The organism is Tolypothrix sp. PCC 7712 (genome assembly GCF_025860405.1).
Lineage (GTDB): Bacteria > Cyanobacteriota > Cyanobacteriia > Cyanobacteriales > Nostocaceae > Aulosira > Aulosira diplosiphon.
This window is the reverse complement of sequence record NZ_CP063785.1, coordinates 3,209,188-3,227,759: the sequence shown is the minus strand read 5'-3', so window position 1 is coordinate 3,227,759 and position 18,572 is coordinate 3,209,188. Positions and strand designations below refer to the sequence as shown.

The window sequence follows — 18,572 nt, the reverse complement described above, 5'->3', positions numbered from 1 at the left end:
TCTTGGGAGAAATAGGGGAAAAGGGGAAAGGCGAAAGGTGAAAGGTAATAAATTAACGGGGAACTTACTTTTTAGATGGATTATTTCAAGGATATTTGTCGGATTCAGAATTTGTCAAAATTGTCCAACAGGATTTGATTGATGGTCAACATCGCAATCCAAATAACCATCCAGCTTACTTTACAACAGCTTTCTTACATCATCCCGATGAACTGCAAGCTGAGATAGAAGCCGCTGGTTTAGATTATGAAATCACTTTAGCCATTGAAGGGCCAGGCTGGCTATTACAAAACTTTGATGAACATTGGCAGGATTTAAGCCGTCGTCACAGGCTTTTACAAGCTATTCGTTGGTTAGAAGCTGAACCTTCTACATTGGGTATGAGTGCCCATATTATAGCGATCGCTCGCAAATAATTGTAGACGCAACTAATAGCAGCAGGACTTTAGACAATTTACATTTTGTTATATAGTGAGGTTGATTCTTACCTGACTACATAATTTACATTTCATTCTGCAAATGAATATCACGCAATTATTTAACGTTGCCAATCTTTTCGTTTTACCTTTTTGGGCGTTGATGATTATGTTGCCTAATTGGAAAGTTACAAGGCGAATTATGGAATCATATTTACCCTTTGTACTTTTAGCAGGAGCATATTTATATTTATTTATCACTAGCATTACGCCAGAAAATGCTCAAGCTTTAGCCAATCCGCAATTAGCTGATATTGCTAAATTTTTTGCTGATGAAAAAGCTGCTGCTACAGGTTGGATTCACTTTTTGGTAATGGATTTATTTGTGGGACGCTGGATATATTGGGAAGGGCAAAAAACCGGAATTTGGACAATTCATTCTCTAGCACTTTGTTTATTTGCTGGCCCTTTAGGTGTGCTTTCTCATATTTTCACTGCTTGGATAACAAAAGCATTTTCGCCTAATTCCGCTACCGAAACAGCCACATCTTCTAGTAGTACATAAAAATTCCTGATTCCTGATTTAAAAATACTGTTCCCATCTTTGTATCTGCAAACAGCATTACGTTCATAATTAATTGGGAAATTCATGTAGTGGCGTGGCAAGACTAAAATAGGGCATAAAAAAACTCTTGTGGGACGGGTGAGACACCCATCCCACAAGAAAAATTATTGCACCAAATTAGCTGTGTCAGTGCAGTAGGATGCGTTAGCGATAGCGTAACGTATCCGCATGATCTGCTGATATTTTTACAAGCCCCGAAAATATTTTTTGCGTATCTTAACATAGGTAGTCTGTGCGAGTAATTTAGCTAAACGCATCTTAGTTAAACTTGGAATATTAGATGGCTGCTGAATTTTATGATCAAAAAACTCATTTAATTCATCTAAAATAACTTGCAACCGCTTAATAATATTTTCGTACCGATACTCTGTAAAAAACTGTTCGTTTAAAGTAGGTTTTACAGATGATGCAAGTAAATTCAATATCCGTTGAACATCAAATTCTCGAGAATATGCAGCAATTTTATAACAATTAAACCCAGGATCTAAATAATCTGATAACCCACCATTAACACTAGAAAATACTTGACAACCACAAGCTAAAGCCTCCATTGGTTGTAAGCCAAATCCTTCACTGACACGCTGTTGTGCCCAATATTCAGCAGAGTCATAAAGGTAAATCTTAGCCCGGTTAAATACACCCGGCAAATCTTCTACATAAGAATTAACTAGAAAAACATTACACTTTTTCTGTAATTCAGGAATTAAGTCTTTGATTAAATAGTCTGAAGATTTACGCGCCTGAACTAAAACATCTATATCGCGCTGTATATTTAAATTTTTAAATTCATCAGAAATTTGATTGGGTAAATAATAAATTAAAGAATTGGGACACTTTTGTCCCCAATATCCCATTGTATTACGACTCACGGTGATAATAGGAATACTCGGAGGCAGTTGGAAGTTGTAACCTGCACTGTGGGCATGATAAACAACGTTATATTGCTTAAGCTTGGTCACAAGTTTAGCTATATCAAATCCCCAACTAATTACAAAAATTACATCATCTAAATTTTTCTCCTTTAGCAAATCATCTATAAACAGTTTGCCTGTTTCTCGTTGACGGTAGGTGACAACTTCAGCACTACAAATCTGCTGCACCAGATTCACTGTTTTTAATTCTGCCCAAAGACCCCCGCAGGCAAATTTACCATCTGTTCCTGGTAGTAAGAAGTAAAGCTTTCTCATTATATAGTTCTCTTGAATGCATGAACTGATAACAATAATTCACTATCTTAGAGGTAAATCCGCCATTTTCAATTTCATTGATAAAGTAAAAATTAAATTTTGAAAGTATCAGGACTTACGCAAGCAAAATTTGTCATTGCGACCGGAACGAAGTGTAGGGAAGCAATCCCAGAATCTCAGGCGATTACGTCGCTGCGCTCGTAATGACGTAATTACGTGACTTTTGCGTAAGTCCTAAGTATGTTACGGCATTTGTAATGCTGAGTTTTTAATTAAATATTCACGTCCTAAATTACACAACGGAGGCATGAAATCTTTCTGCTCTAGCCCCTATTCCCTAACGCCTCTTTTCTAAATAGACGGATATTTGCTCAAGTTAGTTTATTCTTGCCAAGTCACTTTAATAAAGTGGGCTTCGCGTCCCCAAACATCGCGTTTACGAATAATATTTTCAATTTTGAGGTTAAAGGGGATCGCAGTTGTTAAATAGCGCTGTGCCATAAAACCTAAGTCTGGTGAGAGTTCCGCTGCTGTTGTAGCTGCTAGCCCTAAACCTATGAGTTGCTCAATTGGTCGAAACGGTAGCAGCAGATTTACACCTACAGCCAATCCAGCAGTTAAGAGCATGGCTACAGATAAATTTGTCCCGCATCGGGGATGTACAGCTAAATCCCATTCGCCATTGGTAAGGCGATGTAAAGCCAGGGTGACTGCGCGGCGTAAATCACTAATATTTACTTCTCCATACAGGTAAAATCCTTGTTCTGTAGACAAGCCGCCTAACAATTCGTTATCAACTTGCACAGTGTTGGCTTCTGTGCCATGAGTATAAACACTTTTTGATTCACTCAAAACCCAAACAGTAGCATGTTCTAAGGCGTGAACTTGTCGCAGCATCAAAATTTCTTTCAATCCCGGTATAAATGATAACTGCTTGATTAGTTCAGCATCTTGTGTAGGTTTAGGAAAGTTAGTAGACGCGGATGCGGAATTTTTGCCTACAAATGTGTTTTCTGTAACCTGCGAAACGTTGCCAGTAAAAGGTAGAGTCAAATCAAAGTTGAAAAAGTCAAAGGGAGAGGAGCCACTTTGAACAGAAGTAGAAGTATTCATAGCAACACTGCTCCCCAAAGTGATGGAGCAACATAGATTTCTTTCAAATGTAGCGCTTGAACTCAGCGATTATTGCTAATTTTTATTGAATTGGGGACTGGGGATTGGGGACTGGGGAATGGGGAATGGGGAATGGGGAATGGGGGAAATAAATCAATACAGTTCAGATAAGTTCATTAGTGATTGATTTGTCAGTTGTGTAAAAAGCTAGCTCAATTGGGGGATTCTCCCCCAAACCCCCGATTGGGGGACGGTTGCGTCCCCCAAACCCCCTCCAAAATTATTGTTGAGTTTTTTGTTGAGTAACTAGTTTTTGGGTTTTGTTGTCAATTAATTTTCTTAACTGAACTGTATTGGGAAATAAATCACTAATACCCAACACCAAACACCTAATATCAAATTATTCTTGCGATGGGCAAAAGGGAACTTTCCCGTCGGTAAAGTCACTAAAAACTCTACCGATATGGGAAAGTATCCCTTTTGAGGAGCATCAATAGCCCATCTTGAGAATCTGCTGAATTTCGACGCTGATTTTGGTAGAGGTTCACACTGGAATAACGGCGTGAAGAGGAGAACTCTCACTCAAGCGTCTAATTTGCCTAGGCTGTCAACCAAAAGAACTCGAACATGATCACGCAACAAATGTTGTCTGGAACAAACAGCATCAATCGCGTTCTGACTAGCAACTTGTCTAATCGTTATGGTTAGGCAGAGGACAGCAATTGACATCATTCAAACAAACTTTTCCCCACTGTAGTGCCCAGCGTACAAGAGCCACTCGATTTTCAGTCTGGGTTTTAGTGAGAATATTGCTGATATGGTTATCAACTGTGCGTTTGCTAATTTCCAGTTTCCCTGCAATCTCTTGGTTAGTTAAGCCAGCGGCCACTAAGTCGATAATTTGCAGTTCTCTGTCTGACAGACTAACAGGGGTCTGAGACTCGCCAGCAGCCATGACTTATTCTATCCTCCCTTGGTATATGTACTTAATCGCTCTTTCTAATTCTAGAAGATTCTTTTGTAGGCAGGCCTTTTCAGGGTCATTAGCATGATAATTTCCATAATTTCTTTTTAGTTATGAATCTTGGCCATGTAATTGAAAATACAAAAGTATTAATTAATACCAAATAATTAATTATCTCTCCTCCCTACTGATACTAAGAAATGTGGGTAACAAAAGCATATACATCTTAATCTGAGTAGCAAAAATTGCTATTTCATTGTATGAAGGACTGGCGACAGGGAGTGGAGATTATTGTAGATTTTATACTGGAAAATCTGACTCCAAAAATCGCAACCCTAAAATGAGATGAGTAATCCCCGTGTTTTGTGCCTCGGTGAAGTTTTGTTTGATTGTTTAGCCGATCAATTGGGGCTAAAGCTAGAAGAAGTTCAGTCTTGGACTCCTTACCCCGGAGGGGCACCAGCTAACGTAGCCTGTGCTTTAGTAAAGCTGGGGACACCAACTGGTTTTATTGGAGCTGTTGGTGAAGATGAACCAGGAAATACACTGGTAACACTCTTAAAAGATGTAGGTGTCGATACAACGGGAGTGCAACGCCATCCCACAGCGCCAACTAGACAAGTATATGTGGTTAGGGATTTAGCAGGCGATCGCTCTTTTGCAGGATTCGGTAAATATGATACCACTGAATTTGCCGATACTCGTCTGCAAGCAGAACAATTGCCGCGTTCTTTATTTCAAGAAGCAGATTTTCTGGTGTTAGGTACTTTGGAATTAGCTTATCCTGAAAGTGAAAAAGCAATTCACCGCGCCCTAGAATTGGCAGTGTACTACGACCTGAAAATTGTGCTGGATGTGAATTGGCGACCTGTATTTTGGCACGATGAGAATATTGCTCGCCAAAAAATAGCGGAATTATTTAAGCAAGTTGACTTTCTCAAACTTTCCAAAGAAGAAGCAGATTGGTTATTTGGTACACATGATGCCGGCGCAATCACTTATCGCCTAGATTCTGTAGAAGGAGTATTAATCACAGATGGCGAAAATGGTTGTGCCTATTGTTTGGCAGAGAACGAAGGCCGATTACCATCATTTTCTATCCCTGTAGTAGATACCACAGGTGCAGGGGATAGCTTTTTAGCAGGATTTATTCACCAACTACTTCAGCACGGTATCCAAGGTATGGGAAATGCAGAAACAGCAAAACGGATTGTTACCTATGCCAGCGCTGTAGGAGCATTAACCACCATTAAACCAGGCGCGATCGCATCCCAACCAACTGCGGCTGAAGTCGAAGCTTTTATTGGGTCTCATCAAATATAAGTTGGGCATGGGGCATGGGGCATTGGGTAATGGGTTATTTCTCTTTTATGCCTTTTGTCCCCCTTGCCCCGCAAACACTAAACACCAATTTTCAGAGAGATATCTTACATTTAGTCTTGACTCTTGACTCTTGACTCTTGACTTTGGACTCTTAACTAAATTTTTAGTTTTGCTAAACCTAAATAACGAATCCCTTCTGGGGAGACATCAAAACGGCAGGGTAAAACTTCTAAACCGAGTGCGATCGCATCCCGCAACAACTTACCATAAGTAGGATCTGTCATATCTCCTGGGGCAAACTCTGTACAATCGCTGCGATTAATAAAATACAACATTACTGCACGAGTTAGAGGTAATAGCGCCATTAGTTCTCGTAAGTGCTTTTGTCCCCTTGTGGTCTCGGTGTCCGGAAATAGTGCTAATCTCCCCTCAGCGAATGTGGTATTTTTCACCTCTAAATAAATTGGGCGTTCTTGGTCGCTTCCTGTCAAGAAGAAATCTACACGGCTTTTTTTATCTTGACCATAAACCACCTCGCCTTTGATGTGGTTATAGTCACCTAATTCAGGAAAAAGATGTTTTGCTAAAGCTAACTTAACTACCCGATTTGGCAACGCCGTATTCACGCCTACCCAAGTCGGTTCATTGTCATGCACCTGAATTAATTCTAGAGTGTAGGCTAGTTTGCGCTTAGGATTATCACTGAGGGAAAGTTGTACTAAACTGCCAATAGTTGATACTCCAGTCATTGGCCCTGTATTGGGACAATGTGCGGTTACCACCTCCCCAGAAGCAAGTTCAACATCAGCAAAAAAGCGCTTGTAGCGCTTGAGTAAAATACCTGGATAAAGAGGTGGGTAGTTATAAAGCCAATCAATCATTTAAGTGATGCGTCATCAATATATGAAAAATGCACAGGCGAAAAAATTTGTCTGAGTTTGCTTTTAGCAAGCTCTAAATTTTAATTTTTTCTTTATAATTTGCCTCTCATCAATATACTTTGATTTGGCTATATTTGAACTCTCTGAGGCTGGTGATTGCACTTGTTTTATAGAAATTAGAGTCAGCTATTCACGCCAGGTTTTGGCACAACCCAACATTAAAATCTGTCTTTCCCATGCCCCATGCCCATTTTCAAGACAGCAATTCTTGACGTGCCTCAACTTACTGCCTGAAGTTAGTCAGTTATACTGCTATGACCAAAGCCACCTGTAATAAATATTTCAATGTTTAGGGTTAGTTAGTCAGTCAATCGCTGAAAACAACTATGTAATTTTTGGTACTGACACGCCTAAGGAATAATAAATATACTTGAATTCTGCTCTAGTACTGCTAGGGGTAGATTTTATTCAAAGTCATGCTTCTATATCATTAATTGACAATTTATGTAGTTATTTTTACGACAATTTAATAAAAAGTAGCATAACATAGATATTATCAGCCTCCTTAGAGAAAGAAGCAGGAGGATTGTAAAGTGCAAGTAGGTAAATCCTATGCAAAAAGTTTGGGGAATTACGGAATTAGAATATGCTTTTCTGTTTACCGTTAGAAAAGTAAATTCTATTAATTTAGAAGGGTTTAAACCATTTTTTAACGATATGCCTATTGATCCTTATATCAAAGGCAACTATCGCTCTAGAAGATTATCTCGGTTTACTGTTGCTGAGGATAAATTAATTAAATTACCTCATGGTCATCTCTTCCAGAGTAAGAACTACAATCCTTTATTAGGAGACATTAAAAGAGAGTTTGCAGAATTAGATGATGCACTCACAGAACTTGATATATTTAAAAACCTGGTTTTAGCATTTACTGATTCTTGTAAGCTTCACCCAGAAGCAGAAATAGGAGTACACCAAATTAGAACTACCTGTTCACCAGATAATTTGGGTAATCCAGCACCGGAAGGAATTCATCAGGATGGAACTGACTTTATCGGTATTTTCTCTGTGGCTAGAGATAATATTGTTGGCGGAGAAACACATTTATATACTGCCAAGAAAGAAAAACCTATTTTTAACAAAATTTTGCATCCTGGAGAACTTTTATTAGTCAACGATCATGAGTTTTACCACTTTACTACTCCTATTAAACCGGAGATGCCAGCCCCAGGCACAAGAGATGTGTTTGTGCTGACTTCTCCTAGTTTGCTGATTGAGTAGCTAAAAAGGTAATTGTTAATAAACTTGGGTTTGTAGATTGTCAATGTAGGCGTAATTACAAGGAAATAAGTTAGAGTTAGCTCTCTCACTTTTTAAATAAGTGGGAGAGGTGAACTACCTACACTGATGCTTCGCATACAGTGTAGGCTTCCTGTCCAGCAGAAAGCGCAGTAGTAGATTTCTTGCGTCCTCTATTACTCCGACTTACATCTGGGCAACAGGCTTTATCCCCCGTTCCAGAGGTCAAAATTCGTAGTCCCTCATCTCTGAGGTTAATAGCTGCGTTCACATCCCTGTCATGTCTAGTTTGGCAGTTTTCACAAGTCCAGAATCTTACATCTAGCGGCAAACTGCCAACCTGATTAAGACACACATGGCAGGTTTTTGAACTGGGAAAGAATCTATCAACCTCTTGATATATCTTCCCCTCCATTTCTGCCTTGTATTTCAGCATGGTGCAAAACATACCCCACCCTACTTGATGGATGGATTTTGCTAGTTTATGGTTTTGCATCATGCCTTTAACATTAAGATTTTCCACAACAATAACTTGGTTTTCGTTAACTATCCTACGAGATAGCTTGTGCAGAAAATCCTCACGGCAGTTAGTGATTTTTCTATAGACTCTAGCAACTTTTTTTCTAGATTTAATTCGATTCTGAGAACCTTTCTGCTTCCTAGATAATTGCTGCTGCTTAAGTTTTAGATTCTTCTCATGCTTGCTGAGTATTCTAGGATTGTCAAATTTTGACCCATCACTGGTAATAGCAAAGTGAGTTAGCCCCAGATCAATACCTATTGCTTTACCATCTGTGATTGATTCTGGTTTGTCTTTACCATCATCAAATAGAATAGCTGCAAAGTATTGATTAGAACAGTTCTTGGATATAGTTACAGTTTTAACTTTTCCCTCAATAGGTCTGTGAATCATTGCTGATACATCCCCTATTTTTGGGAGACTTACATAACTATCAGCGACTTTGACGTTTTGAGGATACTGTATTGACTGCTTACCATGCTTTGATTTGAATCTTGGGTATTTAGCTCTTTTTTCAAAGAAATTATTGAAGGCTACACCCAAATTTAAGCAGACTTGCTGCAAACATTGTGAATATGTCGAAGTTAGCCATTCATACTCTTTCTTTAACTGGGGAATTATCTTTTTTACTGCGTAGCCAGATAAACCCTTACCAGTTTCCTTGTATGTTTGGTTCATCAAATTCAGGCAGTAATTCCAAAGCCAACGACAACAGCCAAAAGCTTGCTCTAGAGACTGCTGTTGATGAGCATCTGGATATAACCTGACTTTGACAACCTTAAGCATTTTAGATTGAAATCAATTTACTATAAAACAGCATAGCATAAGATTTGCTCGTTTCCTCCATGTCTTTCTCCCTGTTTCCCCTGCGGGGAAATTTGGTCAAAAGACTGTCGTCAACTCACGCGCAATTCATCCCACGCTGCACTTCGTGTCAGACGTGGGATGAATTGCTGTTCAAGCTAACTTTTGAAGAATACTTGCGGAAAATACTAAAATAAGTCCGCGATTTACCCAAATGAGTAAGCAATATAGCTTTTTACTTGCGGAAAACACCAAAATGAGTAAGCGATATGGCTTTTTGAGTAGGTGAAATGGTATTTTGCTTGCGGAAAACACAATAACGAGAAAGCAAAAAGGCATAATCAGAAGGTAAAATGGCTTTTTGCTTACTTAAAACATAAAAATGAGTACTTGATTTCGATAAATGAGCAAGCGATCGCTATTTTTGTTTACTAAAAATATAAAAATGAATACTCAATATGTGTAAATGATGAAAAACTCCATCCCCTTGTGGATGGAGTTTTTGGGCATTGGGAATTGGGGATGGGGGAGACAGTGCAGTTTTGGGGTTTCCCCAAGTGCAGTGGTGTCAACTTAACGTGAAACCCGCTCTTGTGCAAGGTTTCGCCCTCACCCCCAGCCCCTCTCCCGCAGGGAGAAGGGAGCAAGAGATTTAGTTCCCCTTCTCCCTGCGGGAGAAGGGGTTAGGGGATGAGGGCGCGAGGTATTTGTACAACGCCCGCCCTATATAGCTTTTAGCTTAAGTTGACACCAATGCCCCAAGTGGAGGAACTGCCATCATGGGGAAGAGATCACCAAGGCTAGGAATAAAATAGCGTGAGAAATAAGTTAGAGTCACGGTGAATACTTATGTATTCATCAACTAACTGAGTTCAGTTCATCAACGCCATGAGTGACGAATTTTATTACCGAGGGTTGGAAAAAGCTAGACAAAAAGACTACGCTGGAGCCATTGAGGAATTTAATCGTGCTTTGCAAGCTACGCCTTTCTTTCCTGAAGCTTACTTGCAAAGGGGGCTAGCATATTATGACTCCGGGGTAATTCTACAAGCCGTTTCCGATTACACTGAGGCTTTGAAGCAAAATCCCCAAAGTTTAGCAGCATACTATTCTCGCGCCTTGGCTAGGGTGGCGTTGAAAAATTTGCCGGGTGCGTTAGAAGATGTAGAATCTGCTATTCGTCTCAATTATAATTATGCGGCTGCTCATAGCTTGCGGGGGATGGTGCGGCGGAAACAGGGATATATTCAAGATGCGATCGCTAATTTTAAAAAAGCGGCAGAATTATATCTAGCGCAGAAAGACACAGAAAATTGTCGTCTGTGTTTGGAAAGAATCAAAGAACTACAACCACCAGAAAAAGCCCCTACTTTATCGCAAAAACCACCGAATATCACCATTAAATCAGAAAAAGATTATTTTAAACAATTATTAGATAAGGCAGAAAAGGGAGACACCCGCGAAGCCATTGAAGATTTAAACTGGGTGTTGCAAGCCGATCCGCAAGATGCACAGGCTTACTGCTGTCGTGGTGTAGTGCGGTGCAAAATGGGTAACTATCAAGAAGCGATCGCGGATTTTAACCAAGCATTGCGGCTGGATTTTCACGATGCAATTGTCTACCGCAATCGGGGGAAAGCACGTTATTTACTAGCTGATTATCAAGGTGCGATCGCGGATTTTAACCAAGCGCTAAAAATTCAACCGCAAGATGCTTTAGTTTTTGTGGCTAGGGGTAATGCATATCGTGCCATGAGCAATTATTTAGGTGCAATTCAAGACTACAGCCAAGCGATATCAATTAATCCCGATGATGCCCAAGCTTATTATAATCGCGGCATTACTCATACTTTATTAGAAGAGATGTTAGCAGCTAGGGATGATTATCAAAAAGCCATCAGTATTTTTTTAGAAAAAGAAGATTGGGATAACTATCACCAAGTTTTAAATAGTCTCAACAAAATTCAAAAATCTCTACCAGAAAACCACAACCAGAAATATAACTTGTTACGTCAGCGTTTGTTACGCATGGTTGGGGGACAGTGGGAGATTGCTCAACGCTTAATTGAGCAGAAAAAAGATTATTATCCGCAAATGCCAGAAGAGTGGTATTTACAAAAAGTGATTGCTGATTTAGAGCGCGATCGCAATAATTAAAATAATTCGTAATTCGTAGAGTCGTTGACATTACTAGGACTTACGAAACGCCGATAATATCATTGCGAACACTTCGTTCTGCTCGCAATGACATATTATACCAATTTGAAAAAAGAATGCGACAGATTGTAGGGGCACGGGCAATGCCCATTGGTGTCAACTGAAGCTAAAAGCTATATAGGGCGGGCGTTGTACAAATACCTCGCGCCCTCATCCCCTAACCCCTTCTCCCCCTGGAGTTGGGGAACTAAATCTCTTGCTCCCCTCACCCTGTGGGAGAGGGGCTGGGGGTGAGGGCGAAACCTTGCACAAGAGCGGGTTTGACGCTATGCCACCAAATAATAACGACGAATATCTGCTGGTGCAGCCACCAAACTTTGCAGTTTTGCGGCTGCTGCTTGCAAATGGGCTGAATTTAAATGAGTATCCAAAGCATCATTAGAAGCCCATTCTTCTACAAAAGTGAAATCTGTTGGATCGTTCTGGTTTTGCAAGAGTTCATACTTAATAGCACCTGCTTCTTGTCTGGTTGGTTCAATTAATTCCAGCAGAACCGCTTTAATTTCTTCTACTTTGTCAGGTAAAGCAGTTACATGGGCAACAACGCGAATAGTTTGGGTAGTCATTTGATGTTGGGTATTGGGTGTGTGGTGTTTGCTGTTTGGGGTTTAGGGTTTGTGATTTTTTGTTTATCCCCTCTTCTTCCCCCACTTATCATATGCTCAGTAACTATGTAGCGAAAGATGTATTCTAGTATCTCAATATAATTACGGGCTGCTGTGGGCGAAGATGCCCAAGTTGTCACACCATGATCTCGAATTAGGAGGGCTGGTATTTGCACAGAATTAGCTGTAAAGCGCTGTTGAATATCTGAAGCAATACGTGCAACTTGTAAATGATTGGCAAATATGGGTAAGAAGCAACAGGGATTTTCTTGGTAAACTCCCAACCCTTTCAGCATTTCTAATGGCGGTAAGGGGAGATGATCTTCTAAGACAAAACGGGAAACTAAATTAGACTCAACAGAATGGATATGGTAACAGGCTTGTGCTTCTGGGAAGAGAGTATAGATGATTTGGTGAATAGCAGTTTCCGCTGAAGGCTGTAAATCTGCTGAGGCTTTTTCTAAACTACCATCTGAATAAACACGCACAAAATCGCTGGCTAATAATTCTCCTTTAGACTTACCGCTAGCTGTAATCAAGAAGCTATCATCGGGGAGGCGAATCGAAAGATTACCAGCTGTGCCCACCATCCAACCTTGTTGGTAAAAGCTACGGGCAGTATCAATGAGTTGAATACAGGCATCGTCTATGATTTGGCTAGTCATAGAATAGGATTAAGTAAGTCGGTGGGAAAAAACAAAACTAAGTTAAGAAAGATAAACAAGGCTATAACCCTCTTCCCTCCTGCCTCCTGCCTTCTGCCTCCTGCCTCCTGCCTTGTCATAGCGATAATTTTGAACACTGAGCTACTTACTTCCATAATTTCACTAGATAATCTCTAATTTGCGAGAAATCATTCCAAGGAATGTATGATTTTTGATGTTCATCTAGATATTCTGCCAGGCGATCGCGCGCAAAAACTAGATTAACTTCCAGCGCCATATTTAAATCAGTCAGGGAGTCACCAATCGCAATCTTCTGATATGCCGGATATTTTGCCATGACTTCTACTTTGGCAATCAGTTCTGTACCTCTTTCATATTGAGAATTGACTTTCAAAAAATTACCACTAGTTTCCACATCCACAGCGTGGATTGCATGAACTCGCTGCACAAGCTTATCTAATACAGTTTCCACCATTCCCCGCAATCCCCCCGAAACTACAACTAAGGGAACTCCTTGAAACTCTAGGAAATCTAAAAGTTCTACAAATCCCTTGCGGATGGGCTGTATTTGAGTAAATTCTAAAATTTCGCTGTAGCGTGAAGAAGGAATTGATTCTAGGATGGTTCTCACTCCTTGGCGCAGCGTCACCCGTCTTGCATACATTTCTGGAAGCAATTTGGCAGATAGTTGTGGTGCAAACTTCTTGAGAACTGCAACAAAGGTTTCTTCGACTGTAATTGTGCCATCAAAGTCGCAAAAGACAATTCGCCTCACATTCTCTCCTCTTAAATCCAAATCTCTCCATATTCCTCAGGCTATAGCCTGAAAAATACGAATTGCTCTAGCTGTGTACTCAGGAACCCAACCTTCAGTACTAATAAAATAGCGTACTGCTTTAACTCGCCTTTTGGGAGTCAAATAAAACCAGTGTTCGGTTCTAGCTGGTACGTTGATGTATTCTTCTGGTTGCACTGTCAGTTCTACTTGGCTACCATCAGGACGTACAAAGCCAAAAATCGCTTCGCCATCAATGATGTAGCGAACTTCATCATCTGCATGGGTATGGATACTGGCAAACTTTGCCATCGAATCATCAAGGTTAGGAATTCCAGGATGTAAAACAACCAAATCCCGAGATTGATAACCTGCTGTTTTTCGTAACTCCTCAAAATAGTGATCTAAAGCTTGAAGTACTTGTTCTTTCTCATCTTCGTTGAGGCTATCTTGTGCTAATAAGCGTTGTAATTCAGGTTTTGTGCCTACATTCCAGTAATTGAGTTGAATATTTAGTGATGCCAATTCGCGCGTAATATCTACAATATTCTGATATTGTGTACCGTTTTCTAATCTTAAAATTGCCATAAATACTCCTTATACAAGACAATTACATCGTATTTGTACTTGTTGCTTTTTATTGAAACTATATAACAGTGTAGCGGAATGTTTCTTCGTAATTCTACTGGTTTAGCTTTGCTATGAACAACCTAATTATTTAATTTTTAGTTCTTTTTTAGAACGTTTTAATTGTTTCCACAATAGATGAATTTGATGATAAGCTTCTTCTGGAGAAAGTTTGCCACCTGTTTGGAGGTCACAAATATAACTCACACGTTGAGAAAATTCTTGGAGAGTAGCATTAAAAGCTAGATATTCCGGTTGAAACTGACCGTAATAAGAATTACGCGGATATAAGAAATCGCATAGTTCAGAGAGGAAATCAGATTCTTGTTGCATATTAGTTTACCTTGCTTATTAATTGGCTATTGCAATCATTTTAGGTATAGAAGAAAAGTAGTAGATAAGTAAAAATTACCCATCTACTACTGGCAGAGGTTAGGAGAAAGCTTCCAATTTTATAATAGGTTGAGCCATTTTTTTATCAGCATATTTTCATGGAAGTCAAAGTTTTATTATTTGAGTTAATAATTAATAACTTGATAATAATGACTTCTAAATTTTAAGAAAGGTAGCAGATGAATAAGGATATTCATCTGCTAGGTAGAAACGGAGGTATAAACTTGATTACATAATATTCATAAACAGATTTGATTAAATAGTTACACCAAAACGAACGAAGTAGGGAATATCTAGGCAATAGATGTTAGAGACTAGGAATAATGTACGAAACTTGTTTACTTAACACTCAGAAGTTGTTTGAAGCTAGCTATGTCCAAGTAGTATGCGTTGTTGTAGCTGGAAATTAACCATCATGCTTGCATTAGCGATTTAGGCTAACTCCAGTAAGTCGATAGATTTAAAGTACTTATATTTGTTTAAGGATTATCGCACATGATGCTATATGAAGCAAGGGTTTTTGAAAAACTAAATTGTATTTATCAATGCATAAAACCCCATATCCTGGCTGAGGTATTAGTATATTTAGTGCTAATTGAGGAAAAATACTTATGCTATATCACTTAGATTTTCATGTAGAGTACCCTGATGAAATGTCTCAGGCAGAACTTTTTAAAATTTGGGCTGAGGAAGCAGATGCAGCTTTAAAAGCTAAACAAGCAGGGGTAGTTATTGATTTATGGAAATGTGTTGGCGTGCGCCGTGTGATTGCAATTATTGATGTTCCTACTCCCGATTTGGTAGATCAAATTCTCTTAGATTTACCAATCATGCAGAAACTTGGTCACTCGGTACAAGTTCACGTAACTCCTCTTCGGAAATATGAGGACTTTGCTAATGATTTAAAAGCTCGTTTGGATAGAAAGTAAGCTATTTTGCATTTAAGTTGCATTGTTACTCATCAGGATTGTCCAGAGTCAAAAGTCAATAGCACACCCTAACGCCGTACTGTACTAGTTTGCATAATCTGAAATTGTATATTTCTTGTGGGGTGGGCATCTTGACCGCCCAATATATGCAAGTTAAATGTGGAACAGTATATAGAATTACTCTATCCTCACAAGTTCCTCAAATTTGTTACATACCCTTTCTATAGAACTAAAAATAGGGGTTACACTCTCGAAACCAGGACAAAGGCACTATTACTCAGCTTTTTGCTGAAACACTTAGCAATTATGGCAGATGGTTAGCACCTGGCATTTTGACATCGTGAGCAAACTCCTTCCCAGTTGATGAGCCATAATTCTGCTGCTGTATGAACTGGTGAGATGAAGCCAGTTAAACCGTATTTTTGATTGGTTAGATTTATTTCCTGAAAGGGAGTGTTTAAATTTAAATTGTATGAAAACACAAAAGCGTTTAGGTATTCTTACTAGTGGTGGCGACTGTCCGGGACTGAATACAGTCATTCGTGCAGTTGTCAGCAATGCGACCCTTACCTATGACTGGCAGGTATTGGGGATTCCTTATGCAACAAAGGGTTTGCTAGAAACGAAGGCGATTCCTCTGTCTCTGCACTGTTTAGATTTGCGGGGTATAGATCCTTTACTGAGCATGGGTGGTACGATTCTTGGTAGTATCAACCAAGGCGATACTATGACTCAAATTGATGATATTTTAGCTGGCTACCAAGCATTAGAATTGGATGCTTTAATTGGGATTGGTGGTGATGGTAGTTTAGGCATTCTCAACGAGCTGAGTAAGAAGGGAAATTGGCAATTCATTGGTATTCCCAAAACTATAGATAATGATGTTGCTTTAACAGAACGAGTAGTAGGGTTTGATACTGCAGTTAATACAGTTGTGGATGCGTTAAATCGTCTTACCTATACCGCAGCCAGTCACGATCGCGTGATGATTGTGGAAGTAATGGGACGCACAGCCGGTCATTTGGCGCTACATTCTGGGATTGCAGGTGGTGCAGATGTCATCCTCATTCCAGAAATTCCTTACACAATTAAAGATGTCTGCGACCATCTCAGGTTATTACGCAATCGCTGGGGACGCAGATTTGCAATTATTGTGGTGGCAGAAGGTGCGAAAACAGCAATAGACTTTTCTTATGCATCCTGTGGACAACCTACTTGTGGTATCGGTCAGCAAATTGCGGAAGAAATTCGCAGCTACAGCAATCAGCACATCGATATTCGTGTTTCTGTTTTAGGACATATCCAAAGAGGCGGAATTCCCTCAGCTTTAGACAGATTAATTGCTACAGCTTTTGGTAAAGCCGCAGTAGATTTAGTTGCTAACGGACAATCGGGAAAAATGGTGGCTTGGCAAAACAATGAAGTTGTAGCGTTTCCTTTAGAAACAGTTTTGAGTCAAAGTCCTGCACTTGTAGACCCAAATAATTATCTGGTGCAAACGGCGCGATCGCTTGGTATTTATATCGGTAATCCGACAATTCAATCTGTAGAAGAATCACCTTATTTAAGTTGTTGCTGAGGTTGTTCTAGATAAAGCTAACACGCTGATGCCGTACTCTCGCTGCTAACGCATACTACGTGAACTTCAAAAATCAAATATGAATCCTATGATTAGGGTTGGAGTTAATATATATGGGAGTAATATATTAACAAAAATAGCTGGCATTTTATTCCTATTGTATGCATTTATAGCTACCAAAATTATCATCCTAAGGTAGAGTTTTTGGGAAAAAATAGGGGCTACCATAAGATGTATCTAGAAAATTTTAGAATACATCTGAGCTTTAATATGACTATGCGCTTTCCACTAATTGCTGCGACCTTCATGGCAACTAGCCTTAGCCTGGGTGCGTTTTTGAGTATGGCTTCTCCAGCTTCAGCTCAACAGGTTATTACTTGTGAAAGCCAGAATAATCGCACGAACAGCTGTTCAATCCCTGGAACAGGTAGAGTAAGACTTGTTAGGCAATTATCTAACAACAGTTGTAGAAATAATTGGGGCTATAGCAGAAATCGGATTTGGGTAAGGAATGGTTGTCGTGCTGAGTTCGCAATTGGTAATCGCAGAAACAACAGAAATCGAAGATACGATAGATACGATAGAAATGACAGATACAACAGATACGATAGATACGATAGAAATGACAGATACGGCAGATAAGAAAAGAGCCAAGGTCAAGATATCTTACAATACTTGTCGGTTAAGGGTAAAAGGGGAAGGGGAAAAAGGGCAAGAAAAAACCTTTAACCCTTACCCTTTAACCTTTTCCCCAAACCCAATTCCGAGTTGAAAATCCTTAACCAAGCAGTATTGAGATATCTTAAACATTTGATATTAGACCAGATTGAAAATTTTGGATAACTTTTGGTTAATCTAAAATCCAAAATTGTTTGATGCTGAACAGCTTGTTCGTGAACAATCATAAACTTGTAAAAGTCTTGTTAATGAGCCAGTTTTCCAGGTTTATAATATTGAATTCTTACTTGCCTAACATCAGTTTCTTGGGACTCTAAAAATTCAATTTGTTCTACTTTATGTAAGCCTAAATTTTCTAACTCTGCTAGTTCAGAATTAGATAATGGCCAAGGTGGGCCGGAGGGTTCCATTTCTGTATCTCGTACGCGAGTAATTACTAAGAGTGTGCCACTAGGTGCAACTACACCAGTGATAGACTGAATAATAGAAGAACGTAAATTTAAGGGCAAAGCTTGGATATTGCGACATTCAAAGACAAAATCAAAGCTAAGATGCCATTCTGAGGGAATTGCTAATAAATCTGCAGTTACATATTTTACAGTCGAATCAGGAAATCGCTGTTGACACCAGGCGATCGCAGTTGGTGAAATGTCAAAGGCTGTTACCTCAAATCCCAACTTGGCTAAGGCTTCCGCATCATCTCCTAAGCCACAACCAATTACTAATGCCTTTTTTCCTTGAGCAGAAAACTGATGATTTGTTAGCCAATCTTGCAAATAAGGATGAGGTGCTAACTTTGCCCAAGGTACTTGTGTTGTATCACCTTTAGCTTCGGCATATAAAACTTCAAACCATGCTGATGGTGCTGATTTGTCTAAAGCTTCTGTCGCTAATTTTTGAACGCGAAGCCGTAAATGATCTGGTTGTTGTTCTAGCATAGAAATTAATTTTGTAGATCCAGTACAAAATTTT

The 18,572-nt window shown here is 39.5% G+C and carries 19 protein-coding genes; 8 read left to right on the top strand and 11 right to left on the bottom strand.

Features of this window, described 5'->3' with window-relative positions:
- The first annotated feature begins 95 nt into the window (after positions 1–95).
- Both HGR01_RS13360 and HGR01_RS13355 read left to right on the top strand, forming a co-directional pair.
- Positions 96–416: a hypothetical protein gene (locus tag HGR01_RS13360; protein WP_052335199.1), complete on the top strand. Its 321-nt coding sequence runs from the start codon at positions 96–98 to the stop codon at positions 414–416.
- 103 nt (positions 417–519) lie between these two features.
- Positions 520–981, top strand: coding sequence for an ABA4-like family protein (locus HGR01_RS13355; RefSeq protein ID WP_045870573.1), 462 nt, complete (start codon positions 520–522; stop codon positions 979–981).
- Between the two features lie 245 nt (positions 982–1,226).
- Here HGR01_RS13355 and HGR01_RS13350 read toward each other — a convergent pair whose 3' ends face one another.
- The 3 genes from HGR01_RS13350 to HGR01_RS13340 form a co-directional block, all read right to left on the bottom strand.
- Positions 1,227–2,228, bottom strand: coding sequence for a glycosyltransferase (locus HGR01_RS13350; protein ID WP_045870572.1), 1,002 nt, complete (start codon positions 2,226–2,228; stop codon positions 1,227–1,229).
- 381 nt (positions 2,229–2,609) lie between these two features.
- On the bottom strand, positions 2,610–3,341 hold the full coding sequence (locus tag HGR01_RS13345; RefSeq protein ID WP_045870571.1) for a DUF6391 domain-containing protein: 732 nt from the start codon (positions 3,339–3,341) through the stop codon (positions 2,610–2,612).
- Between the two features lie 691 nt (positions 3,342–4,032).
- Positions 4,033–4,296, bottom strand: a complete 264-nt coding sequence (locus tag HGR01_RS13340) for a helix-turn-helix domain-containing protein (protein WP_045870570.1) — start codon at positions 4,294–4,296, stop codon at positions 4,033–4,035.
- Positions 4,297–4,650: 354 nt separating this feature from the next.
- On the opposite strand from HGR01_RS13340, the gene HGR01_RS13335 reads away from it, so the two are divergent.
- Positions 4,651–5,628, top strand: a complete 978-nt coding sequence (locus tag HGR01_RS13335) for a carbohydrate kinase family protein (RefSeq protein ID WP_045870569.1) — start codon at positions 4,651–4,653, stop codon at positions 5,626–5,628.
- A gap of 155 nt (positions 5,629–5,783) precedes the next feature.
- On the opposite strand, the gene sfsA is transcribed toward HGR01_RS13335, so the two are convergent.
- Positions 5,784–6,509, bottom strand: coding sequence for a DNA/RNA nuclease SfsA (gene sfsA / locus HGR01_RS13330; RefSeq protein ID WP_045870568.1), 726 nt, complete (start codon positions 6,507–6,509; stop codon positions 5,784–5,786).
- Positions 6,510–7,121: 612 nt separating this feature from the next.
- Here sfsA and HGR01_RS13325 point away from each other — a divergent pair.
- Positions 7,122–7,790, top strand: coding sequence for a 2OG-Fe dioxygenase family protein (locus HGR01_RS13325; protein WP_045870567.1), 669 nt, complete (start codon positions 7,122–7,124; stop codon positions 7,788–7,790).
- A 118-nt stretch (positions 7,791–7,908) separates the two neighbouring features.
- On the opposite strand, the gene HGR01_RS13320 is transcribed toward HGR01_RS13325, so the two are convergent.
- Entirely contained in the window at positions 7,909–9,114 is a 1,206-nt protein-coding gene (locus HGR01_RS13320) for an RNA-guided endonuclease InsQ/TnpB family protein (protein ID WP_045870566.1), read from the bottom strand.
- Positions 9,115–10,020: 906 nt separating this feature from the next.
- On the opposite strand from HGR01_RS13320, the gene HGR01_RS13315 reads away from it, so the two are divergent.
- Positions 10,021–11,289, top strand: coding sequence for a tetratricopeptide repeat protein (locus tag HGR01_RS13315; protein WP_045870565.1), 1,269 nt, complete (start codon positions 10,021–10,023; stop codon positions 11,287–11,289).
- Between the two features lie 326 nt (positions 11,290–11,615).
- Here the strand turns inward: HGR01_RS13315 and HGR01_RS13310 are convergent, their stop codons facing one another.
- The 5 genes from HGR01_RS13310 to HGR01_RS13290 form a co-directional block, all read right to left on the bottom strand.
- Positions 11,616–11,915 (bottom strand): putative quinol monooxygenase, encoded by a 300-nt coding sequence (locus HGR01_RS13310; protein ID WP_045870564.1) that lies wholly within the window; start codon positions 11,913–11,915, stop codon positions 11,616–11,618.
- On the bottom strand, positions 11,912–12,619 hold the full coding sequence (mtnB, locus tag HGR01_RS13305; protein ID WP_081584017.1) for a methylthioribulose 1-phosphate dehydratase: 708 nt from the start codon (positions 12,617–12,619) through the stop codon (positions 11,912–11,914). Before mtnB ends, HGR01_RS13310 begins: the two co-directional genes overlap by 4 nt.
- A gap of 145 nt (positions 12,620–12,764) precedes the next feature.
- Positions 12,765–13,394: an HAD-IB family phosphatase gene (locus HGR01_RS13300; protein ID WP_045870563.1), complete on the bottom strand. Its 630-nt coding sequence runs from the start codon at positions 13,392–13,394 to the stop codon at positions 12,765–12,767.
- A gap of 36 nt (positions 13,395–13,430) precedes the next feature.
- Positions 13,431–13,982 (bottom strand): 1,2-dihydroxy-3-keto-5-methylthiopentene dioxygenase, encoded by a 552-nt coding sequence (locus tag HGR01_RS13295; protein WP_045870562.1) that lies wholly within the window; start codon positions 13,980–13,982, stop codon positions 13,431–13,433.
- Positions 13,983–14,108: 126 nt separating this feature from the next.
- On the bottom strand, positions 14,109–14,354 hold the full coding sequence (locus HGR01_RS13290) for a hypothetical protein (RefSeq protein WP_045870561.1): 246 nt from the start codon (positions 14,352–14,354) through the stop codon (positions 14,109–14,111).
- Positions 14,355–15,025: 671 nt separating this feature from the next.
- Here HGR01_RS13290 and HGR01_RS13285 point away from each other — a divergent pair.
- From HGR01_RS13285 to HGR01_RS41930, 3 genes are all read left to right on the top strand, one after another.
- Entirely contained in the window at positions 15,026–15,343 is a 318-nt protein-coding gene (locus HGR01_RS13285; protein ID WP_071989399.1) for a muconolactone Delta-isomerase, read from the top strand.
- A 472-nt stretch (positions 15,344–15,815) separates the two neighbouring features.
- Entirely contained in the window at positions 15,816–16,922 is a 1,107-nt protein-coding gene (locus tag HGR01_RS13280) for an ATP-dependent 6-phosphofructokinase (protein WP_045870560.1), read from the top strand.
- Between the two features lie 231 nt (positions 16,923–17,153).
- Positions 17,154–17,564: a DUF3011 domain-containing protein gene (locus HGR01_RS41930; RefSeq protein ID WP_071989398.1), complete on the top strand. Its 411-nt coding sequence runs from the start codon at positions 17,154–17,156 to the stop codon at positions 17,562–17,564.
- A 281-nt stretch (positions 17,565–17,845) separates the two neighbouring features.
- Here the strand turns inward: HGR01_RS41930 and HGR01_RS13270 are convergent, their stop codons facing one another.
- Entirely contained in the window at positions 17,846–18,538 is a 693-nt protein-coding gene (locus HGR01_RS13270; protein WP_045870558.1) for a class I SAM-dependent methyltransferase, read from the bottom strand.
- Between the last annotated feature and the right edge of the window lie 34 nt (positions 18,539–18,572).